At 73.9% G+C, this 24,078-nt stretch carries 6 protein-coding genes and 1 pseudogene; all 7 read left to right on the top strand.

Features of this window, described 5'->3' with window-relative positions:
* Positions 1-103: 103 nt before the first annotated feature.
* Positions 104-1,126 carry an ABC transporter substrate-binding protein gene (locus Acy02nite_RS16090; RefSeq protein ID WP_203741342.1) on the top strand — a complete coding sequence of 341 codons (1,023 nt, stop codon included), beginning with the start codon at positions 104-106 and terminating at the stop codon, positions 1,124-1,126.
* Positions 1,127-1,765, top strand: coding sequence for a GNAT family N-acetyltransferase (locus Acy02nite_RS16085; protein ID WP_203741341.1), 639 nt, complete (start codon positions 1,127-1,129; stop codon positions 1,763-1,765).
* Between the two features lie 33 nt (positions 1,766-1,798).
* Positions 1,799-2,032, top strand: a complete 234-nt coding sequence (locus Acy02nite_RS16080; protein ID WP_203741340.1) for a phosphopantetheine-binding protein — start codon at positions 1,799-1,801, stop codon at positions 2,030-2,032.
* Positions 2,029-3,522 (top strand): FAD-dependent oxidoreductase, encoded by a 1,494-nt coding sequence (locus Acy02nite_RS16075; RefSeq protein ID WP_239174894.1) that lies wholly within the window; start codon positions 2,029-2,031, stop codon positions 3,520-3,522. The genes Acy02nite_RS16080 and Acy02nite_RS16075 overlap by 4 nt, the downstream gene beginning before the upstream one ends.
* Positions 3,519-3,731: an MbtH family protein gene (locus Acy02nite_RS16070; RefSeq protein WP_203741338.1), complete on the top strand. Its 213-nt coding sequence runs from the start codon at positions 3,519-3,521 to the stop codon at positions 3,729-3,731. Before Acy02nite_RS16075 ends, Acy02nite_RS16070 begins: the two co-directional genes overlap by 4 nt.
* A 77-nt stretch (positions 3,732-3,808) precedes the next feature.
* Positions 3,809-18,589 (top strand): non-ribosomal peptide synthetase, encoded by a 14,781-nt coding sequence (locus Acy02nite_RS16065; protein WP_203741336.1) that lies wholly within the window; start codon positions 3,809-3,811, stop codon positions 18,587-18,589.
* Positions 18,577-24,072, top strand: a pseudogene (locus Acy02nite_RS47750) (amino acid adenylation domain-containing protein); the annotation flags it as partial. The gene Acy02nite_RS16065 and the pseudogene Acy02nite_RS47750, both read left to right, overlap by 13 nt.
* Positions 24,073-24,078 lie beyond the last annotated feature (6 nt).

Raw genomic sequence — 24,078 nt, 5'->3', positions numbered from 1 at the left:
CCTATGAAAGGTTAGCCTTACCAAAACAAGGACCCCGTATTGCTTCGACAGCGAAGCGTCGCTTAGCTTAGCCTCACCTAACTTCGCGATCGAGAGGTCCCACATGTCCTTCCCCATCTCCGTTTCCCGCCGCGCTCTCGCGGCCGGACTTGCGCTCGCCGCCGGGCTGACCGTGCTCAGCGGGTGCGGCGGCGACGACGGTGACGACACGGCGGCGCCGGCCTCCTCGACAGCCGCGGCCGCGAGCTTCCCGGTCACCCTGACGCACAAGCTCGGCACCGCCGAGGTCAAGGCGGCCCCGCAGCGCGTCGTGGCGCTGTCCGATGCCGACCTCGACGCGCTGCTGCTGCTCGGCGTGCAGCCGGTCGGCGTGGCGGAGTCCAGCGGCGAGGGCGGCATCACGGACTGGGCCCGGCCGCTGCTGACCCGCAAGCCGACGATGCTCACCGCCGGCGACACCGGCTTCGACGTGGAGAAGATCGCGGCGCTCGCGCCCGACCTGATCCTGGCCGGCGGCGACTACTACATCGCCGACGAGTACGCCAAGCTCAGCAAGCTCGCGCCGACCACGGCGTACGAGACCACCGGCGCCTTCGAGGACCCGTGGCAGACCACGTTGCGGCAGGTCGGCAAGGCGGTCGGCCAGAGCGCGAAGGCCGAGCAGCTCGTCACCGAGGTCGAGGGCAAGGTCGCCAAGGCCAAGACGGACCACCCGGAGCTGACCGGCAAGGAGTTCACGCTCAGCCAGATGTGGGAGGCGGGCTCGATCGGCGTGCTGCGGTCCGACAAGGACGCCGGCGTGAAGATGCTCAACGACTTCGGCATGAAGCTGGCCCCGGCCGTGGCCGCGCTGAAGGGCGACGAGTTCGCGGTGCAGCTGAGCCTGGAGAAGGTCGCCGTGCTCGACGCCGGGGTGACCCTGGTCTACTACGCCGAGCCGGACCTGCAGCCGGCGCTGGAGGGCAACAGCCTGTTCAAGGGCCTGGCCTCGGTCAAGCGCGGCTCCTACCAGGCGCTGACCGCCCCGCAGTTCTCGGCGCTGCGCTCGCCGACCGCGCTCTCCGTGCAGTACCTCATCGACAACGTCCTGCCGGTGATCTCGGACGCGGCCAAGAAGGCCGCCTGAGTGTCGGCCCGCGAGGTGACGGACGGTCTCGCCGCGGCGGTGGTCGCGGCGGGGCCCCCGCCCCTGCCGGTCCTCGAGGCGCCCTGGTCGATCCGGGTGATCGAGGCCGAGGGGGACGATCCGGAGCTGGTCAGCCGGTGGATGAACGAGCCGCACGTGGACCTGTTCTGGGAGCAGGCGTGGACGCCCGGGCGCTGGGCGGACGCGATCGCGGGGCAGCTGGCCGGGGACTGCTCACGGCCGTGCCTGGTGTCCTACGAGGGCGATCCACTGGCGTACGTGGAGATCTATCGCACCCCCCGGGACGTCGTCGGGCTGCGGTACGACGCCGGCCCGTACGACCTCGGCATCCACCTGGCGATCGGCGACCGCGACCGGACCGGCCGGGGCCTGGGCCGCGCGATGGTCCGCGCGATCGCCGAGGGACTGTCCGTCTCGGATCCCCGGGTGCGCCGCGTGCTGGCCGATCCGGACGAGCGGCACGCGATGGCCCGGCGCATGTTTGCCGGCGCCGGTTTCCACTTGCTGGGCGTTCGTGATCTTGGTCATAAGCGCGCCGCCCTCTATTTCTATGAGATTTCAGGAATGACCCCGGGTGCGCCTTTACCGGGTCGTCCGAATAAGGTAAGCCTTACCTAACCATCACGACCGACTATCGAAGGACCCCCGCAGATGACCGCACCCCTGAGCCTCGAACGTCTGCGCAGCGACGTCGCCGAGGTGCTGGCCGAGGAGCCGGGCAGTTTCGCCGACGACGAGAACCTGATCGACCTCGGACTCGACTCGATCCGCCTGATGAGCCTCGCCACCCGCTGGCGGGAGGCCGGTTACGAGGCCGGATACCTCGACCTGGCCAAGGAGCCGACGGTCACCGCGTGGTGGAGCCTGCTGGAGGGGAAGCGTTGAGCCCGATCATCGAGAGCGCCGACGTCGTCGTCATCGGCGGCGGCCCGGGCGGGTCGACCACCGCCACCCTGCTCGCCAAGCGCGGCCACCGCGTCGTGCTGCTGGAGAAGGAAACCTTCCCCCGCTACCAGATCGGCGAGTCGCTGCTGCCGTCCACGGTGCACGGCATCGGCCGGATGCTCGGCGTCACCGAGGAGCTGGAGAAGGCGGCGTTCACCGTCAAGCGCGGCGGCAGCTTCCGCTGGGGCACCAACCCGGTGCCGTGGAACTTCCTGTTCGCGGTCGCCCCCGAGCTGTCCGGCCCGACCTCGACCGCGTACCAGGTCGAGCGGATGAAGTTCGACGACATCCTGCTGCGCAACGCTGCGAGGACCGGCGTGGACGTACGGGAGAACAGCCCGGTCACCGAGGTCGTCAGCGACGACGAGCGGGTCCGCGGAGTGCGGTACACCGACCCGGACGGCGCCGAGCACGAGATCCGCGCGACCTTCGTGGTGGACGCCTCCGGCAACCGCAGCCGGGTCCACCAGAACGTCGGCGGTGAGCGGCTCTACTCCGACTTCTTCCAGAACATCGCGCTGTTCGGCTACTTCACCGGCGGCAAGCGGCTGCCCGCACCGGACAGCGGCAACATCCTCTGCGCCGCCTTCGACGAGGGCTGGATCTGGTACATCCCGCTGTCCGACGAGCTGACCAGCGTCGGCGTGGTGATCGCCCGGGAGCATGCGGCCAAGCTGCAGGGCGACCAGGAGCAGGCGATGCGCGGCTTCCTCGACCGCTGCGAGATCGTCAAGGACATGCTCGCCGACGCGACCCGGGTCACCGAGGGCGTCTACGGCGAGATCCGCACCCGCAAGGACTACTCCTACACCAACTCGACGTTCCACCGGCCCGGCATGGTCCTCGTCGGCGACGCCGCGTGCTTCATCGACCCGGTCTTCTCCACCGGTGTGCACCTGGCCACCTACGCCGGCCTGCTCGCCGCCCGCTCGATCAACACCGTGCTGGCCGGCGAGAGCACCGAGGAGCGCGTCTTCGCCGAGTTCGAGGGGCGTTACCGCCGGGAGTACCGGGTCTTCTACGAGTTCCTCTCCGCGTTCTACGACATGCAGAGCAACGAGGAGTCGTACTTCTGGAAGGCCCGGAAGGTCACGAACTTCAACGCGACCGACCTGGAGGCGTTCGTCAGCCTGGTCGGCGGCGTGCACTCCGGCGAGCAGGCGTTCACCAACGCCGACCAGCTCGTCGGTGGGTTCCGGGAGTCGTCCGGCGCGCTCGCCGACGCGGTCGAGCGCACCGGTGCCATGGACACCGAGACCGGCGACAAGATGCACCACCTCTTCGGTACGCCGGTGGTCCGTGAAGTCATGGCCGAGATGAACAACGTGCAGGTCCGCGGCGTGCTCGGCGAGCAGGCGCGGGAGCTGCCGCTGCTGGAGGACGGCCTGGTCCCGTCGGCCGACGGGCTGGCCTGGACGGAGGCGAAGTGACGACCAACCCGTTCGAGGACGAGGACGGCCGGTACCTGGTGCTGGTCAACGACGAGCGCCAGCACTCGCTCTGGCCCGCGTTCGCCGACGTGCCGCCCGGCTGGACGGTCGCGTTCGGCGAGGAGAGCCGGGCCGCGTGCCTGGACTACGTCGAGAAGAACTGGACCGACATGCGGCCCGCCTCGCTGATCGCCCAGATGGACGCCTGACCCGACGCCCCACCGTGGACCGCCGCGCTTTGCCGGGCGCGGCGGTTTCCACCCTGCACAACAACGGAGTTACGCCAGTGCCCGACCGTCTCGAGCTCACCGCGGCCCAGGCCGGTGTCTGGTTCGCCCAGCACCTGGACCCCGGACCGGCGTTCACCACGGCCGCCTGCGTCGACATCGACGGCGAGATCGACCCGGTGGTCTTCGAACGGGCGCTGCGCCGCACGATCGCCGACGCCGAGGCGCTGCGCGTGCGGTTCTCCGGCGCCGACGCCGTACCGCGGCAGGAGATCGTCGAGGATCCCTCGTGGACCCTGCGGATCCTCGAGCTCGACGACGACGCCCTCGACCGGTGGATCCGGGACGACCTGGCGACGCCGATCGACCTGGCGGCCGGGCCGGTCTTCGCGCAGGCACTGATCCGGCGCGGTGCCGGCCGGTGGACCTGGTACCAGCGCTGTCACCACATCGTCATGGACGCCTACACGTCCGCGCTGGTCGCGAACCGGCTCGCCGCCGTCTACACCGCGATGACCGCCGGGGCCGACGTGCCGGAGAACCCGTTCGGCGGGCTGGCCGAGGTGGTCGCCGAGGACGCCGCCTACCGCGCGTCGGCGAAGCGCGAGACCGACCGCGCGTTCTGGCGGGAGCACCTGGCCGGGCTGGAGGTGCCCGACCTCGCGTCCGGCCCGTCCCGGCCCAGCCCCACCTTCCTGCGCCGCCGCGTGGCCCTGCCCGCCGGGGTCGGCCGCGGGCTGACCACGCTCGGCGGCGCCGCGAAGGCCACCCGGGTCGAGGCCGTGCTCGCCGCGACGGCGCTCTACGTCCACCGGCTCACCGGCGCCGGCGAGGTCGTGCTCGGGCTGCCGATGATGGGCCGGCTCGGCTCGGTCGCCGCGCGGGTGCCGGTCACCGCCGTCAACGTGCTGCCGCTGCGGCTCGCGGTCCACCCGGCGGACACCGTCGCGGGGCTGATCACGCGGGTCGCCGCGCAGATCAGGACGATCCGGCGGCATCAGCGTTACCGCGGCGAGGACATCCGGCGCGACCTCGGCCTGGTCGGCGGGGAACGACGGCTGACCGGGCCGTGGGTCAACATCAAGCCGTTCGGGGCGACGCTCGACTTCGGTGGCAACCCGGGAACCCCGCGGTACGTGTCGCCGGGGCCGGTCGACGACCTGTCGATCACGCTCGACGACCGCGGCGGTGACCTGCTCGAACTCGCCCTCGACGCGAACCCGGCACGGTACACGGACGCCGAGCTGGACGGGCACGCCACGCGGCTGGCCGAGCTGCTGAACACCCTCGCGGCGACGGACGCGGACACGCCGACCGGCCGGCTGGGACTGATGGCGGCGCCGGTCATCGAGGACACCGCGCGGGAACTGCCCGCGGCGGGGCTCGCCGAGCTGTGGCGCGCGCAGGTGGCCCGTACCCCCGGATCGGTCGCCGTGATCGAGCCCGGCGGCGCGTCACTCACCTATGCCGAGCTGCAAGAGCGCGTCGCCACCCTCGCCGCCGAGCTCGCCGGGCGCGGCGCGGGCCCCGGGCGGATCGTCGCCGTCCGGCTGCCGCGCACCGCGCAGCTGCTGGTCACGCTGCTCGCCGTGCAGTGGACCGGCGCTACCTATCTGCCGCTCGACCCGGACTTCCCGGCCGACCGGCTCGCCTGGATGGTCGAGGACAGCGACCCGGCGCTGGTGATCACCGCCGACGGCATCACGACCCGCCCGTCCGCACCGTCGTTCTCCGCCGGAGGTGCCGACGGCATCACGACGCGCCCGTCCGCGGCTTCGACGGAGGACGACGCGGCGTACGTCCTCTACACCTCCGGATCGACCGGAAAGCCCAAGGGCGTGGTCGTCACCCGGGAGAACCTGGTCAACTTCCTGCTCGCCATGCGCGAGGAGGTGCCGTTGCGCGGCGACGACCGGCTGCTCGCGGTGACGACGGTAAGTTTCGACATCTCCGGGCTGGAGCTGTACCTGCCGCTGCTGTGCGGGGCGGCGGTGGTTCTTGCCGCCAAGGAGTCCGTGCAGGACCCGGAAGTTCTTGCCGGGCTGGTGAGAAGCACCGGTGCCACCGTCGTGCAGGCGACCCCGACGCTGTGGCGCGCGCTGGCCGACGTGCCCGCTGGCACCGCGGCGCTCAGCGGGCTGCGGGTACTCGTCGGCGGCGAGGCGCTGCCCCCGGAACTCGCGGCCGAGCTGCGGAAACACGCGACCGAGGTGACGAACCTCTACGGGCCGACCGAGACCACGATCTGGTCCACCGCGCACCGGCTCACCGGTGACGACGTCAGCGTGGGCCGGCCGATCTGGAACACCCGCGCGTACGTGCTGGACGCCGCGCTGCGGCCGGTGCCGGACGGCTTCCCGGGGGAGTTGTACCTCGGCGGCGCCGGCGTGGCCCGCGGATACCTGAACCGTCCCGGGCTGACCGCCGCGCGGTTCGTGGCCGACCCGTGGGCGCCGGGCGAGCGGATGTACCGCACCGGTGACCTCGCGCGACGGCTGCCCGACGGAACGTTCGACGTTCTCGGGCGGGTCGACCACCAGGTGAAACTCCGGGGCTTCCGGATCGAGCTCGGGGAGATCGAGGCCGTCCTCGAGGGCGGGCCCGGGGTGACCAGGGCCGTGGCGATCATCCGTGAGGACCGGCCCGGGGACCGCCGGCTGGTCGCCTACGTCGTCGCCTCGGCCGTGGACGAAGAAAACCTTCGCCGCCGTGCCGCCGCGGCGCTGCCCGACTACATGGTGCCGGCCGCCGTCGTGGCGCTCCCGGCGCTGCCGGCCACGCCGAACGGCAAGCTGGACCGCAACGCCCTGCCCGCTCCCGACTACGCGGCCGCCATGCCGGAGACCGCGCGCACGGTCGAGGAGGAACTGCTCGCCGGGATCTTCGCCGAGGTGCTGGGCGTGCCGCAGGTCGGCGTGCGGGACGACTTCTTCACGCTGGGCGGCCATTCGCTGCTGGCCGCCCGGGTCGCGGCCCGGGTCCGGACCGTGCTCGGCGCCGACCTGACCCTGCGGGACGTGTTCGAGGCGCCGACGGTGGCCGCGCTGGCGACCCGGCTCCGGCCGGCGGACCGCCCGCCGCTGGTTCCCGGCACGGGCGCGCCCGCCATGTCGGCCGCCCAGCGCCGGATGTGGTTCCTGACCCAGCTGGACGGGCCCACCGCGACCTACAACCTTCCGCTGGCGCTCGACGTCGCCGGTGAGCTGGACCTGGACGCGCTGCGCGTCGCCCTCGACGACCTGGTCGCGCGGCACGAGCCACTGCGGACGATCTACACGCCGGACCCCGTCCTGCTCGACCCGGACGTGCGCCTGGTGATCGCTGACGGTGACGTCGACGAGGCCGTCCGCGAGCCGTTCGACATCACGGCCGAGGCGCCGCTGCGCGCCCGCTGGTTCCCGTCGCAGCGCGTGCTGCTGCTGCTCGTGCACCACATCGCCGGCGACGAATGGTCGCTGACGCCGATGCTCGACGACCTGGCCACCGCGTACGCGGCCCGCCTCGCCGGGCGCCGGCCGGACTGGGCACCGCTGCCGGTCCGCTACGCCGACTACGCCGCCTGGCACAACGCGCTGCCGATGGACGTCGGCTTCTGGCGGGAGAACCTGGCCGGCGCGCCCGAGCTGCTGCGGCTGCCGGCCGACCGGCCGCGGCCCGCGCAGGCCTCCGAGGCGGGCGGCACCGTCACGTTCGGCATCGGGAAGGACTTGGAGAAGGCGCTGCGCCGGCTCGCCCTCGACCACGGGGTCACCGTCTTCATGACGCTGCAGGCGGCCGTCGCGGCGCTGCTGAGCCGGCTCGGCGCCGGGGACGACATCCCGCTCGGCACGCCGGTGGCCGGCCGGGGCGACGACGCCCTGGAGCGGCTCGTCGGCTTCTTCGCCAACACGGTGGTGCTGCGGACCGACGTCTCCGGCGACCCCACCTTCGCCGAGTTGCTGCGCCGCGTCCGGGCGGCCGACCTGACCGCTCTCGCCCATCAGGACGTGCCGTTCGAGCGCCTGGTCGAGGAGCTCAACCCGCGGCGCTCGCCCGCCCACCACCCGCTGTTCCAGGTGATGGTCTCCTACCAGGCCGCGCTGCCGGAGATCGCCGGCTTCCCCGGGGCGGAGGTCACGCCGCGCCTGGTGGCGACCGGCACTGCCAAGTTCGACCTGACCGTGGACGTCGCCGAGCGGGCGGGCGGGCTCACCGGCAGCGTCGAGTACCGCACCGACCTGTTCGACCGCGAGACCGTGACCGCTTTCGCCCAGCGCCTCGTGACCCTGCTGGACGCCGTCACCGCCGACCCCGGCACCACGATCTCCTCGCTGGACCTGCTGCTCGACGACGAGCGGGCCCCCCTGCGCGGCGACCGCCGTGACCTCGCGCCGCGCACGCTGCCCGAGCTGTTCGCCGGGCCGTCCGACGCGATCGCGGTCGAGGACGGCGAGCGCACGCTCACCTACGCCGAGCTGGACACTCTCGCCAACCGGCTCGCGCACCGCTTGATCGCGGCCGGCGCCGCCCCGGAACGCGTCGTCGCGACCCTGCTGCCCCGCTCGGCCGACCTGGTCGTGGCCGTGCTCGCGATCGCGAGGTCCGGCGCCGCGATCCTGCCGCTCGACCCGAACCACCCGGCGAGCCGCCACGAGCTGCAGATCGCCGACGCCCGCCCGGTGCTGGTGCTGACCGAGATCGGCGACCTGCCCGCCGACGCGAGCGACCCCAGGGTCACGATCAACCCCGACTCTCCCGCGTACGTCATCTACACCTCCGGCTCCACCGGCCGCCCCAAGGGTGTGGTGGTCCCGCACCGCGGCCTGGCCGCCCTGGTCGCGAGCGTGCGCGACGGCTTCGGCGCGGGCCCGGGCACGCGCGCGTCGCAGTTCGTGTCGCCGGGCGTGGACGTCGCGTTCAGCGAGCTCGCCGCCACGATCCTGTCCGGCGGAACCCTGGTCGTCGTCCCGGAGGACCTGCGCCTGGGCAGCGGCCTGGGGGCGTTCGTCGCCGAGCGAGGACTCACCCACGTGGACCTGCCGCCGGCGCTGCTCGCGGCCCTGCCCTCGACGGAGATCCCGGCGGGCGTGACCGTCGTCGTCGGCGGCGAGGCGATGCCGGCCGAGCAGATGCGGCGCTGGTCGCGGGGCCGGCGCCTGATCAACGCGTACGGCCCGACGGAAACCACCGTCACCGCCACCAGCTGGACGGCGACGGAGGATTTCGCCACCGTCCTGATCGGCCGCCCGGAGCTGAACCGGACCGCGTACGTCCTCGACGCCCGCCTGCGTCCCGTCCCGCCCGGCGTCCCCGGCGAGCTGTACCTGGGCGGCGACAGCCTGGCCCGCGGTTACCTGAACCGCCCGGCCCTGACCGCCACCCGCTTCCTGGCGGACCCTTTCGCCGAGCCGGGCGCCCGCATGTACCGCACCGGCGACCTGGTCCGGCGCACCCGCGGCGGGGAGATCGAGTTCCTCGGCCGCACCGACGACCAGGTCCAGCTGCGCGGCTTCCGCGTCGAGCCGGCCGAGGTCGAGGCGGAGCTCACCGCCCACCCGTCGGTCACGCAGGCCACCGTCGTCGTCCGGGACAACCACCTCCTCGCGTACGTCGTCGGTGAGGTCCCGGGCACCGAGCTGCGCCATCACCTCGCGGCGCGGCTCCCGGCGCCGCTGGTGCCGACCGCGGTCGTGGTGCTCGACGCGCTGCCGCTCACCACCAGCGGCAAGATCGACAAGGACGCGCTGCCGGCGGCGGAGATCACCACCCCCGGCGGCGAGCGGCCGGTCGGCGACGCCGAACGCACCCTGGCGGAGATCTTCGCCGGGCTGCTCGGCACGGACGAGGCGGCGATCGGCCGGCACGACGGGTTCTTCGCCCTCGGCGGCGACAGCATCCTCTCCATCCAGCTCGTCTCCCGGGCCCGGGCCGCCGGCCTGCACTTCGCCCCGCGCCAGGTCTTCGAACACCAGACGGTCGCCGAGCTGGCCCGGGCCGCCGTCGTCACGGCCGCGGCCGCCCCGGCGGAAGCCGGCACCGGCATGGTGCCGGAAACGCCGATCATCGCCTGGCTGCGCGGCCTGGACGCCCCGATCGACCGGTACTCGCAGGCGCTGCTGCTGCGCACCCCCGCGAAGGCCGGTGCCATCGAGATCGCCGCCGTCGTCAAGGCCGCCCTCGCCCCGCACGACGTCCTGCGCGCCCGCCTCGTCACCACCGCCGACGGCCGCTGGGCCCTCGACGTGCCCGCCGGCGACCTGAGCCTCGACCTTCGCGTCGTCGCCGGCGACGACCTCGCCGGCCGCCCCCTCACCGAGGTGATCGCCGCCGAGCGGGAGGCCGCCGCGGACCGGCTCGACCCCGCGGCCGGCGCCATGGTCCAGGCCGTCTGGTTCGACCTGGGCGAACAGTCCGGCCGCCTGCTGCTCGTCGCCCACCACCTGGTCGTCGACGGCGTCTCCTGGCGGATCCTCGCCGAGGACCTGGCCACCGCGGCGCGCGGCGAGACCCCGGCGGCGACCGGCACGTCGTTCCGCGGCTGGGCGCTCGGGCTGCGCGAGGCCCGGCCCGACCGTGCACCGTGGCAGCAGATCACCGACGGCCCCGGCGGACAGCTCGACCCGGCGCGCGCCACCGACCGGCCGGGCGGACGCCGGCTCGACCCGGCCCGGGACACCGCCGGCACGCTGCGGCGCGTCACCGTCGACGTCGACGCGGCCGTCACCGGCCCGCTGCTGTCCACCGTCCCGGAGATCTTCCGGGCCGGAGTCCAGGACGTTCTCCTGGCCGGTCTCGCGCTGGCCCTGGCCCGCCGTTCCGGCCCGCACACCGCGACCCTGGTCGGCCTGGAGGGTCACGGCCGCGAGGAGCAGGTCGTCCCCGGCGCCGACCTGGTCCGCACGGTCGGCTGGTTCACCAGCGAATACCCGGTGCGCCTGCCGGCCGCGGCCGGTGGCCCCGCCGCCGTCCTGCGCGGCGTCAAGGAGCACCTGCGCTGGATCCCCGACGGTGGCATCGGCTACGGCCTGCTCCGCTACCTCACCCCCGCGCCCGCGTCCGAGCCCGCCGAGTCCCTATCCGACGCGTCCGCGTCGGCGGCGCCCGCAAAGACGGGTCGTGGAGAGAAGACCGGCTTCGCCGCGCAGCCCGACGTGCTCTTCAACTACCTGGGGCGCTTCACCGTGCCGCCGGGCGACGCCGACTGGGGAATCGCGCCGGAGCTGCCGGCCGCGCACGCCGTCGCCGACCCGCGGATGCCGGTGAGTCACCGGCTGGCCGTCAACGTGGCCGCCGTCGACGGCGCGGGCGGGCCGGTGCTGCGGGCCGAGTTCAGCTACCCGGCCGCCGCGCTCGGCGACGCCGAGGTACACCGGATCGCCGACGACTGGCTGGCCGCGCTGGTGGCGCTGCTCGCCGCCGCGAACGAGCCCGGCGCCGGCGCGCTGACCCCGGGCGACGTCCCGCTGGCCGGCCTGACCGCTGACGACCTTGCCGGGCTGACCCGGCGGTGGCCCGACCTCACCGACGTGCTGCCGCTCTCCCCGCTGCAGGAGGGCCTGTACTACCTGTCCGATCTCGATCAAGACACCGACGTCTACACCGTCCAGCAGGTCTTCACGCTGACCGGCGCGGTCGACGCCGCCCGCCTGGAGGCCGCGGCCACCGCGTTGCTGGAGCGCTACCCGAACCTGCGCGGCGGCTTCACCCGCACCGCGAGCGGCACCGCGGTCCAGGTGGTCCCGGCGCCGGCAGCCGCGCCGTTCACCCGGGTCACCGTGGACGCCGCCGGTTTCGAGGCGCTCGTCGCGAGCGAGCGCCGCCGCCGATTCGACCTGGCGGCGCCACCGCTGCTGCGCTTCGTCCTGGCCACCCTCGGCGACGGCGATCACCGGCTCGTCCTCACCCAGCACCACCTGCTGATGGACGGCTGGTCGGGACCGCTCGCGATGCGGGACCTGTTCCTGTCGTACGCGCGGGCACCGATGCCGCGACCACGCCCGTTCACCGACTATCTCGCCTGGCTGAAGGGCCGGGACCAGGCCGTCGCCGAGAGCGCCTGGCGGTCCGCGCTGGCCGGGGTGGACGAGCCGACCCGGGTCGCGCCGGACGCGCCCGCGGTGGCCGCCCTGCCCGAGGTCGCCGAGATCGTCCTGACCGAAAGTGACACCGAGCGACTGACCGCTGCCGCCCGGCGCCACGGCCTCACCCTCAACACCGTCGTGCAGGGCGCCTGGGCGCTGCTGCTCGCCGCGCTGACCGGTCGTGACGACGTCGTCTTCGGCGCCACCGTCTCCGGCCGCCCGGCCGAGCTGCCCGGCGTGGAGGACATGGTCGGCCTGTTCATCAACACCGTCCCGGTCCGCGTGCGCCTGGACCCCGCCGAGTCCTGGACCGGCCTGCTGCGCCGCGTGCAGGCCGAGCAGGCCGCGCTCCTCGACCACCAGCACCTCGGCCTCGCCACCATCCAGCGGCTCGCCGGCCTCGGCGAGCTGTTCGACACGCTGACCGTTTTCGAGAGCTACCCGGCGACCGCCGGACTGCCGCCCATCGACGGCCTGGAGATCGGCGGCGGCATCCCGGTCGACGCCACGCACTACCCGCTGAGCCTGGTCGTCGTCCCGCACGCCGCCCTGCGACTGCGCCTCGAACACCGCCCCGACCTCTACGACTCCGCCGCCGCGCTGGACATTCTCGGCCGGTTCCGCGCGCTGCTGGACGCGTTCGTCGCGGACATCCCACCGCTCACGGCCCGCCCGTCCGGCTCGCTGCGGGACCCCGGCCCGGTGCTGGAACTCCGGCAGGGCACGATCCTCGACGAGTTCGAGGCCGCTGTCCGGCGCAGCCCCAGCGCGGTTGCTGTCCGATTCAGATCCGATTCGCTGACGTACGGGGATCTGGCCGTGCGGGTGGATCGTCTGGCGCGGGTGCTGGTCGCCCGGGGTGCCGGGCCGGAGAAGGTTGTCGCCGTTCTGCTGCCGCGGACCGGGGACGCGCTGGTGGCGTGGCTGGCGGTCCTGCGTGCCGGGGCGATCTACCTGCCTGTCGACGTGGATTATCCAGCCGAGCGGATCGAGTATCTGCTGTCCGACGCGTCCCCGGCGGTGGTGGTCACCCCGGCGTTGCTGGAGGAGACGGCCGAGGCGGAACTTCCCGTCGTCGATCCGCGCAGTGGTGCCTATCTGATCTACACGTCCGGTTCGACCGGACGGCCCAAGGGCGTCGTGGTCGAGCACACCAGCCTGCTCAACTTCTACCTGCACCACCGCGAACACCTGATCAGCCGCGAACGCACCCGCGCGGCACTGTCGGCGGCGCTCGTCTTCGACACCTCCTGGGAAGGGATTCTCTGGCTGATCGCCGGGCACGAGCTGCACCTGCTCGACGACGAGACCCGCCGTGACCCGGCACTGTTCGTGGAGCATGTCCGCCGGCACCGGATCGACTTCCTCGACGTCACCCCGTCCCTGGCCGGTCCGCTCGTCGACGCCGGGCTGCTGGACGGGGAGCATCGCCCGGCCATGGTGGCGCTCGGTGGCGAGGCCGCCGACCCGCGCATCTGGCAGGCGCTGCGGGACGCCGGCGGCGTGACCGGCGTCAACCTGTACGGCCCGACCGAGTGCACCGTGGACACGCTGATGGCGTGGGTCGCCGACAGCGAGACCCCGTCGGTGGGCCGGCCGATCGCCAACACCCGCGCGTACGTCCTGGACGGCTGGCTGCGCCCGGCCCTGCCCGGCGTCGCGGGCGAGCTGTACCTCTCCGGCGCCCCGCTCGGCCGCGGTTACCTGGACCGGCCCGGACTCACGGCCACCCGGTTCGTGGCGGACCCGTTCCAGCCGGGCGAGCGGATGTACCGCACCGGCGACGTCGCCCGGTGGACCGCCGACGGCACGCTGGAGTTCGTCGGGCGCGCCGACGACCAGGTGAAGATCCGGGGCTTCCGGGTGGAGCCGGGCGAGGTCGCCGCCGCGTTGCGCGAGCACCCGGCCGTGCGGCAGGCCGCTGTCGTCGCGCACGTCGGGCACCTGGTCGCGTACGTCGTCGGGGAGATCGCCGGCCTTCGCGAGTGGGCCGCCGGGCGCCTCCCGGACCATCTCGTCCCCGCCGCGGTGGTCGAGCTCGACGCCCTGCCGCTGACCGTCGCTGGGAAGCTGGACCGGCGTGCCCTGCCGGAGCCCGATTTCGCCGGGATCACCGGCGGGGCGGCACCGCGCACCGCCACGGAGGAGATTCTCTGCGGGTTGTTCGCCGAGGTGCTGACGCTGCCCGCGGTCGGCGCGGCGGATGATTTCTTCGCGCTCGGCGGGCACTCGCTGACCGCCACCGCGCTGGCCGCCCGGGTGCGCGCCGTCTTCGGGACCGCGCTGCCGATCCGGGCCGTCTTCGATCAGCCGACCCCGGCCGGGCTCGCCTCCGTCCTGGACCGTTCCGGCACCGGCGCGGACCTGCCCGAACTGACCGCCGGCGAACGGCCCGACCCGCTGCCGCTCGCGCCCGCCCAGCACCGGTTGTGGCTGCACCACCAGCTCAACGGGCCCGGCCCGACCTACAACGTGGCGTTCGCGCTGCGGCTCGACGGGCCCCTCGACCGGGAGGCGCTGCGGCTCGCGCTGGACGACGTGCTCGACCGGCACGAGAGCCTGCGCACGGTGTTCCCGGCCGTCGACGGCCGGCCGGAGCAGCGGATCCTCGACCGGCCGGAGGTGACCTGGCGGTTCGGGGAGTACAGCGGCGAGGCGCTCGCCGAGGCCGGCCGTCACGGGTTCGACCTGGCGGAAGAACTGCTGGTCCGTCCGTACCTGTTCGGCGACGGCCCGGATCGGCACGTGCTGCTGCTCCTGCTGCACCACATCGTCACCGACGAGTGGTCCGAGGGACGCCTGATCGCGGACCTGGGCACCGCCTACGCCGCCCGGGCGAACGGCCGGGCACCGGACTGGCCGCCGCTGCCCGTTCAGTACGCGGACTACGCGCTCTGGCAGCACGACCTGCTCGGCCGCGTGCAGGAAGACCAGCTCGCCTTCTGGCGTGCCGCGCTCGACGGGATCCCGGTCGAACTGACGCTGCCCGCCGACCGGCCGCGCCCGCCGGTGCCCAGCCACCGCGGCGGGATCGTGCCGTTCAGCATCGGCACCCGCACCCACGAACGGGTTCGCGAGCTGGCCCGGCGCACCGGCAGCACCGCTTTCATGGTGGTGCAGGCGGCGTTGTCGGCGCTGCTGGGGCGGCTCGGCGCGGGCACCGACATCCCGCTCGGCAGCCCGGTCGCCGGGCGTGGCGACCAGCGGCTCGACGCGCTCGCCGGGTTCTTCGTGAACACGCTCGTGCTGCGCGCCGACCTCAGCGGCGATCCGTCCTTCGCGGACCTGGTGACCCGGCTGCGGGCCGTGGACCTGGCCGCGTTCGGGAACGCTGACGTGCCGTTCGAGAAGGTGGTGGAGGCGGTCAACCCGGAGCGGTCGCTCGCCCGGAACCCACTGTTCCAGGTGATGGTCGCGTTCCAGCACGTGCCCGCGCAGACCCCCGGGCTGCCGGGGCTCCGCACCTCGCCGGTGCCGATCGACACCGGGGTCGCGCAGTTCGACCTCGGGGTGGTCGTGACCGAGGAGGAGGCCGTCGACGGGATGCGCGGCGTCGTCGAGTACAGCGCCGACCTGTTCGACCGCGCGACGGCGGAGACCTTCGCCGCCCGGCTCGTCCGGCTGCTGGAGTCGGCGGCCGACCGTCCACAACAGCGCCTCTCCGAACTGGAGATTCTCTCCGCCGCCGAGCGGGACGCGCTGGACGGTGACTGGCAGGGGACCCGCTCGCCGACGGTGCCGCGGACGATGGCGGAGCTTTTCGCCGCCGCGGTCCAGGCCGATCCGCAGGCCCCGGCGCTCGAGGAAGGAAACGTTCTTCTCAGCTACGCGGAGCTGGACCGGCGGACCAACCAGCTCGCCCGGCGGCTGATCCGCGCCGGTGCCGGCCCGGACCGCATCGTCATGGTGCTGCTGCCGCGCTCGGCGGAGCTCTTCGTCACCGAGCTGGCCGTGGCGAAAGCCGGCGGCGCCTACCTTCCGGTCGACCCGTCCTACCCGGCGGAGAGGATCGCCGGCCTGGCCGCCGACGCGAGCCCGGTGCTGATCGTCGCGGCGCCCGGCGCCCCGAACCTGCCGGCCGGCGTCACGGTGCTCAGCCCGGCCGACGGTGCGGGCGAAGACGACTCGGCGATCACCGACACCGACCGGATCGCGCCGCTGCGGCCGGACCACGCCGCCTACGTCATCTACACGTCCGGCTCGACCGGGCGACCCAAGGGCGTCGTCGTTCCGCACGCCGGCCTCGCCGACCTGTCCGACACGTTCGCCGAGGTCTGGCGCGTGACGCCCGGGCACCGGATCGGGCAGTTCGCCTCGCCGAGCTTCGACGTCACGATCGCCGAGCTCGCGGTGAGCCTGCTGCGCGGCGCCACCCTGGTGATCACCCCGGAGGAGTCCCGGCTCGGCGAGGACTTCGCCAGGTTCGTCCACGAGCGACGGATCACGCACTTCGCGCTGCCCCCGGCGGCCCTCAGCGCGGTGCCGGCCGGCTCGTTCCCGCCCGGTGTGACGGTGATCTCCGGCGCCGATCGGCTCCCGCCGGACCTCCTCGCCCGCTGGACCGCCACCCACCGGCTGCTCAACGCGTACGGCCCGACCGAGGCCACGGTCAACTCCACGTACTGGGAATGCGTGCCCGGCGGACCGGTCCTGATCGGCCGCCCGGACCGCAACAAGCGGGCGTACGTGCTGGACAGCGCCTTGCGACCGGTCCCGCCCGGCGTCCCCGGCGAGCTGTACCTGTCCGGTTCCGGTCTGGCCCGTGGCTACCTGGGCCGTGCCGCGCTGACCGCCGAACGGTTCGTCGCCGACCCGTTCGCCACCGGCGAGCGCATGTACCGCACGGGCGATCTGGTCCGCCGTACCCCCGACGGGCAACTGGAGTTCCTGGGCCGCGCCGACGACCAGGTCAAGATCCGCGGTTTCCGGATCGAGCCGGGCGAGGTCGCCGCGGCGCTCGCCGAGCACCCGGCCGTTCGCCACGCCTACGTCCTGGCCCGCGACGGCCACCTCGTCGGCTACGCCGAGGGCACCGCGGACCCGTCCGAGGTACGGGCGTGGCTCGCCCACCGGCTTCCGGACCACCTGGTCCCGGCCGTGATCGTGATGCTCGGCGCGCTCCCGCTCAACGCCGCCGGCAAGGTGGACCGCAACGCCCTGCCGGAGCCGGTCGTCGACCGTGACGTCGAGCGGCCCGCGACCGTACTGCAGGAGCTGTTGTCGGATCTCTTCGCCGACGTCCTGGGACTGGACGAGGTCGGGATCGACGAGGGTTTCTTCGCCCTGGGCGGCGACAGCATCGTGGCCCTGCAACTCGTGTCCCGGGCCCGCGCCGCCGGCCTGGAACTCAGCGCCCGCCAGGTGTTCGAGAACCAGACCGTCGCCGCCCTCGCAGCTGTCGTCACGTCGGCCGGCGGCCCGTCCGCGGAGCCGGCCGGGGCGGGCCTGGGCGCGGTGCCGATCACCCCGATCCAGGCGTGGCTGCGCGGCCAGAACGCCCCGATCGACACGTTCGCCCAGTCCGTGGTGCTGCGCGTCCCGGCGGCCCTCGACCGGGACCGCCTGGTCCGCATCCTGCAGGCGGTGCTCGATCGGCACGACGCGCTGCGAGCCCGCTGGACGCCTGACGGACTGATCGTTCCGCCGGCCGGGGCGGTCGACGCCGCCTCGATCGTCCGGGTCGGTGACCGGCCTCTCGACGAGGAGCACCGGGCCGCGGTACGGCGTCTGGCCCCGGAACAGGGCCGCATGCTGCAGGCGGTGCTGCTCCCGGGCCGCCTGCTGCTGACCGGCCACCACCTCGCGGTCGACGGCGTCTCGTGGCGGATCATCGCCGGTGACCTGGCCGAAGCGTGGGAGGGTCGCGCGCTCGCGCCGGTCGGCACCTCGCTGCGCACGTGGGCCCGGGGCCTGGCCGCCGCCGCGCGCGACCGGGCCGCCGAGCTGCCGCTGTGGGAGTCGATCCTCGCCGCGCCCACCCCGTCGCTCGGCGGGGGCGGGACCGTCGCGGACCAGCGCGAGCACACGGTCCGGCTGACCGCCGAGCAGACCCTGCCGCTGCTCACCACGGTTCCCGAGGCCTTCCATGCCGGGGTGCAGGACGTGCTGCTCACCGGCCTGGCCCTCGCCGTGCGCGCCTGGCGCCCGTCCGTCGCGGCGCACGGTCTGCTGCTGCGCCTGGAGGGGCACGGCCGCGAGGAGCACCTGGTCCCGGGCAGCGACCTGACCCGGACCGTCGGCTGGTTCACCACCGAGTTCCCGGTCCGGATCGATCCCGGCGGCGACGACCCGGCGGCCGCGCTGAAGCTCGTCAAGGAGCAGCTGCGGGCGGTCCCGGACGCGGGAGCGGGCTACGGGTTGCTGCGCCACCTCAACCCGGAGACCGCGCCGCGGCTGGCGGCCACCCCGCAGCCGGAGATCCTTTTCAACTACCTCGGCCGGATGACGGCCGCCTCCGTCGGCGACGACGGCGCATGGGTCGCGGCCGCGGAGAACGACACCCTCGGCGACGGGCTCGATCCGGCGTTCCCGGTCGCGCACGCGCTGGAGATCAACGCGGCCACCGCGGACCTGCCGACCGGGCCCGAGCTGGACATCCGCCTCTCCTATGTGGCCGGCGTCCTCACCGAGGCCGACGTCACCGAGCTGGGCCGCCACTGGGCCCGGGCTCTGGACCGACTGCGCGACGCCGCCACCGGCGGCGGCCACACCCCTTCCGACCTGCTGGTGGAACTCAGCCAGGACGAGATCGACGAGTTCGAAGACGAATGGAGACTCTAGTGACGACGCCCAGCGGGTTGCAGGACATCCTGCCCCTGTCGCCGCTGCAGGAGGGTCTCTACTTCCTGTCCGCCTACTCCGGGGGCGACACCCCGGACGTCTACGTGGTCCAGCAGGTGCTGACCCTGGACGGCGACCTCGACGCGGGCCGGCTGCGGGCCGCCGCGCAGGCGCTGCTCGACCGGCACGCCAACCTGCGGGCCGCGTTCCGGCCGCGCAAGGCCGGTCAGCCGGTGCAGCTGATCCCGGCCGCCGTACCGGTGGACTGGACCGAGATCGATCTGACCGGCCAGGACCCCGCGCACGCGGACGCCGTGGCCGGCGAGGCGCGGGCCAAGCCGTTCGACCTGGCGCGGCCGCCGCTGCTGCGCTGGCACCTGATCCGGCTCGGCGCGCGCCGCCACCGGCTGGTGCTGACCGCCCACCACATCCTGCTGGACGGCTGGTCGGCGCCGCTGCTCGTGCGTGACCTGATGCTCCTCTACTCCGGGCGCCCGGTTCCGGCGGTCCGCCCGTACAAGGACTATCTGGGCTGGGTGGCGAAGCAGGACCGCGCGGCCGGGGAGAACGCGTGGCGCGACGCCCTGGCCGGCGTCGAGGAACCGACCCTGCTCGGCGCCAGCGGGACCGCCGCGGCCACCCCGGAGGCCATCGAGCACGTCATCGACGCGGCGCGACTGACCGAAATCGCACGCTCGCGCGGGCTGACGCTGAACACCGTCGTGCAGGGCGCGTGGGCGCTCGTGCTGGCCGAGCTGACCGGACGCGACGACATCGTCTTCGGCAGCACCGTCTCCGGCCGCCCGGCGACCCTGCCCGGCGCCGAGGACATGGTGGGCCTGTTCATCAACACCGTCCCGGTCCGGGTCCGGCCACGGCCGGGCGACACCTGGACCGGGTACCTGAGCCGGCTCCAGGCCGAGCAGGCCGCGCTCCTCGACCACCAGCACGTCGGCCTCGCCACGATCCAGCGGCTCGGCGGCATCGGCCCGCTCTTCGACACGCTGCTCGTCTTCGAGAGCTACCCGCTCGACGCCGACGGCCTGCGCGTCCTCGAGGATGCGGCCGGGCTGCGCCTCGCCGAGGTGACCGGGCACGACGCGACGCACTACCCGTTCACGCTGACCGCGATCCCCGGCGAGACGCTCACGCTCGGTGCCGAGTTCCGCGCCGACGTGATCTCCCGCGAGCAGGCGACGCGCCTGCTCGGCCGCCTCGAGCTGCTGCTCGCCGCGTTCACCGCCGAGCCCGACGGCCGGCTCGCCGCCCTGCCGGCCGCCGGATCGCTGCGGGACCCCGGCCCGGTGCTGGAGCTGCCGCGGGGCACGATCCTGGAGGAGTTCGACGCCGCTGTCCGGCGCAGCCCCAGCGCGGTTGCTGTCCGATTCAGATCCGATTCGCTGACGTACGGGGATCTGGCCGTGCGGGTGGATCGTCTGGCGCGGGTGCTGGTCGCCCGGGGTGCCGGGCCGGAGAAGGTTGTCGCCGTTCTGCTGCCGCGGACCGGGGACGCGCTGGTGGCGTGGCTGGCCGTGCTGCGTGCCGGGGCGATCTACCTGCCTGTCGACGTGGACTATCCGGCCGAACGGATCGAGTATCTGCTGTCCGACGCGTCCCCGGCGGTGGTCGTGACCCCGGCGTTGCTGGACGAGACGGCCGAGGCGGAACTTCCCGTCGTCGACCCGCGCAATGGCGCCTACCTGATCTACACGTCCGGTTCGACCGGCCGGCCCAAGGGCGTCGTGGTCGAGCACGCCAGCCTGCTCAACTTCTACCTGCACCACCGATCCCGGATCATCGCCCGTGAACGGACCCGGGTCGCGCTCTCCGCGGCGCTGGTCTTCGACACGTCGTGGGAGGGCGTTCTCTGGCTGATCGCCGGGCACGAGCTGCACCTGCTCGACGACGAGACCCGCCGTGACGCTGACCTGTTCGTCGCGTACGTCCGCGAGCACCGCATCGGCGCGCTCGACGTGACGCCGTCGCTCGGTCAGGAGCTCGTCCACGCCGGACTGCTCGGGGCCGACGGACCCGCCCTGGTCATGCTCGGCGGGGAGGCGGCCGGGCCGGCGCTGTGGACGGCGCTGCGGGAGGCGCCGGCGACCACCGGCGTCAACCTCTACGGGCCGACCGAGTGCACCGTGGACACGCTGATGGCGTGGGTCGCCGACAGCGCCGAACCGCTGGTGGGGCGGCCGATCGGCAACACCCGCGCGTACGTCCTCGACGGCTGGCTGCGGCCGGTCGCCGACGGTGTGGCGGGGGAGCTGTACCTGTCCGGCGCACAGCTCGGGCGTGGCTACCTCGACCGGCCCGGCCTGACCGCGAGCCGGTTCGTCGCCGACCCGTTCCGCGACGGCAAGCGCATGTACCGCACCGGTGACCTCGCGCGCTGGACGGCCGGGGGCGCGCTCGAGTTCGCGGGACGCGCCGACGACCAGGTGAAGATCCGTGGGTTCCGGGTCGAGCCCGGCGAGGTGGCGGCCGCGCTGGGCGAGCATCCGGACGTCCGGCAGGCGGCGGTGGTGGCCACGGACGGGCGGCTCGTCGCGTACGTCGTCGGGAACGCCGTTGATCTGCGGGAATGGGCCGCCGAGCGGCTTCCGGACCATCTCGTTCCCGCCGCCGTCGTCACCATGGAGCGGCTGCCGGTGACGGTGGCGGGCAAGCTCGACCGGCGGGCGCTGCCGGCACCGGACTTCGGGGCGCTGACCGGTGACGCCACGCCGCGCACCCCGGCCGAGGAGACCCTCGCCGGCCTCGTCGCGGAGCTGCTGGGGCTGCCGTCGGTCGGGGTCGACGACAGCTTCTTCAGCCTCGGCGGCGACAGCATCGTGTCGTTGCAGCTGGTCGCGCGAGCCCGGGCCGCCGGGCTGCGGATCACGCCGCGGCAGATCTTCGAGCTGCGGACGGTGGCCGCCCTCGCCGCGATCGCGGCGCCCACCGTCGAGTCCCGGCCGGTCGTGACCGGCGCGAACCTGGGCGACATACCGCTGACGCCGGCGCTGACCTGGCTGCGGGACGCGGGTCCGGCGGCGAACTACCACCAGAGCATGGTGCTGCGCGCCCCGGACGGGCTGACGCCGGAGCGGCTGCACGCGGTGGTGCAGGCGCTGCTCGACCGGCACGACCTGCTGCGCGCCCGCTGGACCGGCGACACCCTGACCGTGGCGCCGCCCGGTGCGGTGACGGCGCGGGACGTCGTGACCACCGGCGCGGCGCGACTGCGGCCGGCCGCCGGCGTGCCGATCCAGGTGGTGTGGCGCGGCGACGAGGTCGAGGTCGTCGTGCACCACAGCGTGGTGGACGGCGTCTCGTGGCGGATCCTGCTGCCCGACCTGGCAGCGGCCTGGGCGGACGTGGCCGCCGGGCGGGAGCCGCGACTGCCGGCCACCGGGACCTCGTTCCGGGAGTGGGCGCTCGGCCTGCGGACCGCGGCCGCCGACACGTCGCAGCTCGCGTACTGGACCGAGGTGCTGGCCGGCCCCGAGCCGGTGCTGGGCGCCCGGGCGATCGACCCGGCGCGTGACACCGTGGCGACCGCGCGGACCGTCACCGTCACCCTGGACGCGGACCGGACCGCGCCGCTGATCCACGACGTTCCGGCGGCGTTCCACGCGTCGGTGCCGGACGTGCTGCTCACCGGCCTGGCCCTGGCGATCGGCCGGGAGTCGCTGCTGGTCGAGCTGGAAGGACACGGGCGGGAGGAGAGCCTGGTGCCGGGCGTCGACCTGTCCCGGACGGTGGGCTGGTTCACCAGCGAATACCCGGTGCGGCTCACGCCGGGCCCGGGTAGCCCGGCGGACGCGCTCAAGCGGATCAAGGAGCAGCTGCGGGCCGTGCCGGAGAACGGCGCCCGGTTCGGGCTGCTGCGGCACCTCAACGACGAGACCCGGGCTACCCTCGCGGCTCGCCCCGAACCGCAGATTGTCCTCAACTACCTGGGCCGGTTCGACGGCGGTGACGCGCAGGGCGCCTGGACGCCCGTCGACGGGCTCGGTGGCGGAGCCGACCCGGACATGCCGCTCAGCCGCGCGCTGGAGATCAACGCGTCGGTGCTGGACGGCCGGCTGAGCGTCTCGCTGACCTGGCCCGAGGGCGTGTTCACCGAGGAGCGGGTGCGGGAACTGGCCGGCGACTGGTTCACCGCCCTCGACCGGCTCGCCGGGGCACCGGGTGGGCGCACGCCGTCCGACCTGCTGCTTCCCGGAATCGGGCAGGACGAGATCGACGCGCTCGAAGCCCGGCCCGGTGGGCTCGGCGACGTGTGGCCGCTGACGCCGCTGCAGGAAGGTCTCGTCTTCCTGGCCGCGGTGGCGCGGGACGTGGACCCGTACGTCGTGCAGCAGGTTCTTGATCTTGAAGGTCCGCTGGACCCCGAGCGCCTCCGGGCGGCCGGGCAGGCGCTGCTCGACCGGCACCCGGCGCTGCGGGTCAGCTTCCCGGCCGGGCCCGGCGGCGTGCTGCGGCAGCTCGTCGCCGCCCACGCGGAGCTGCCCTGGGCGGTGCACGAGGGCGGCTTCGAGGAGGTGGCCGCGGCCGACCGGCACACGCCGTTCGACCTGACCAGCGCTCCGCTGCTGCGACTCACCCTGGTCCGGGTCGGGCCGGAGCGGCACCGGCTGATCCTCACCAACCACCACGTGCTGCTCGACGGCTGGTCGACGCCGCTGGCGGTGCGCGAGCTGTTCGACCTCTACAACGGTCGCGAGTTGGCGGCGCCGCGGCAGTACCGGGACTACCTGCGCTGGCTGATGAGCACCGACCGGGCCGCCGCCGTCACCGCCTGGCGCGATCAGCTGACCGGATTGGATCAGGCCACCCTGGTGGCGCCGGGCGCCGGAGCGGTCCTCGACGCCCGGCCCGGGAAGCTGGAACGGGAACTGCCCCGCGAGGTGACCGAGCGGCTCACCGCCCTGGCACGCGAACGGCAGGTCACGCTCAACACCATCGTGCAGGCCGGGTGGGCCGTTCTCCTGGCGCACCTGACCGGGCGTACCGACGTCGTCTTCGGCACGACCGTGAGCGGCCGTCCGGCGCAGGTGGCCGGGGTCGAGGACATGATCGGGTTCTTCATCAACACGCTGCCCGTGCGGGTGCCGCTCGACCCGGCGCAGACCTGGACCGGACTGCTCGAACGGATCCGCGCCGACCAGGCCGGCCTGCTCGAACACCAGCACCTGCCGCTCAGCGACATCCAGCGACTCGCCGGGATCGGGGAGCTGTTCGACACGCTGACGATCTTCGAGAGCTACCCGCTCGACACGGACGCGCTGCACTCGTCGACCGGCGCGGCCGGGCTGCGGATGACCGACGTGACCGGGGACGACGCGCCGCACTACCCGCTGACGCTCGCGGTGGCGCCGGACGAGCGGCTCCGGCTCGGACTCGCGTACCGGACGGACGTCTTCGACCCGCCGGCCGCCGAGGAGATCCTGGACCGCTTCGGGGCGCTGCTCGCGGAACTCGCGGCGGCGCCGGACCGGGCG

This window comes from Actinoplanes cyaneus (assembly GCF_016862095.1).
Lineage (GTDB): Bacteria > Actinomycetota > Actinomycetes > Mycobacteriales > Micromonosporaceae > Actinoplanes > Actinoplanes cyaneus.
Note: the sequence above shows the minus strand (reverse complement) of the source record. Positions and strands in the feature narration are given on the sequence as shown.

Bases quoted from the DNA above. Each gene is read 5' to 3' on its own strand.
- Acy02nite_RS16090 (WP_203741342.1), top strand. From the start codon at position 104: ATGTCCTTCCCCATCTCCGTTTCCCGCCGCGCTCTCGCGGCCGGACTT.
- Acy02nite_RS16080 (WP_203741340.1), top strand. From the start codon at position 1,799: ATGACCGCACCCCTGAGCCTCGAACGTCTGCGCAGCGACGTCGCCGAG.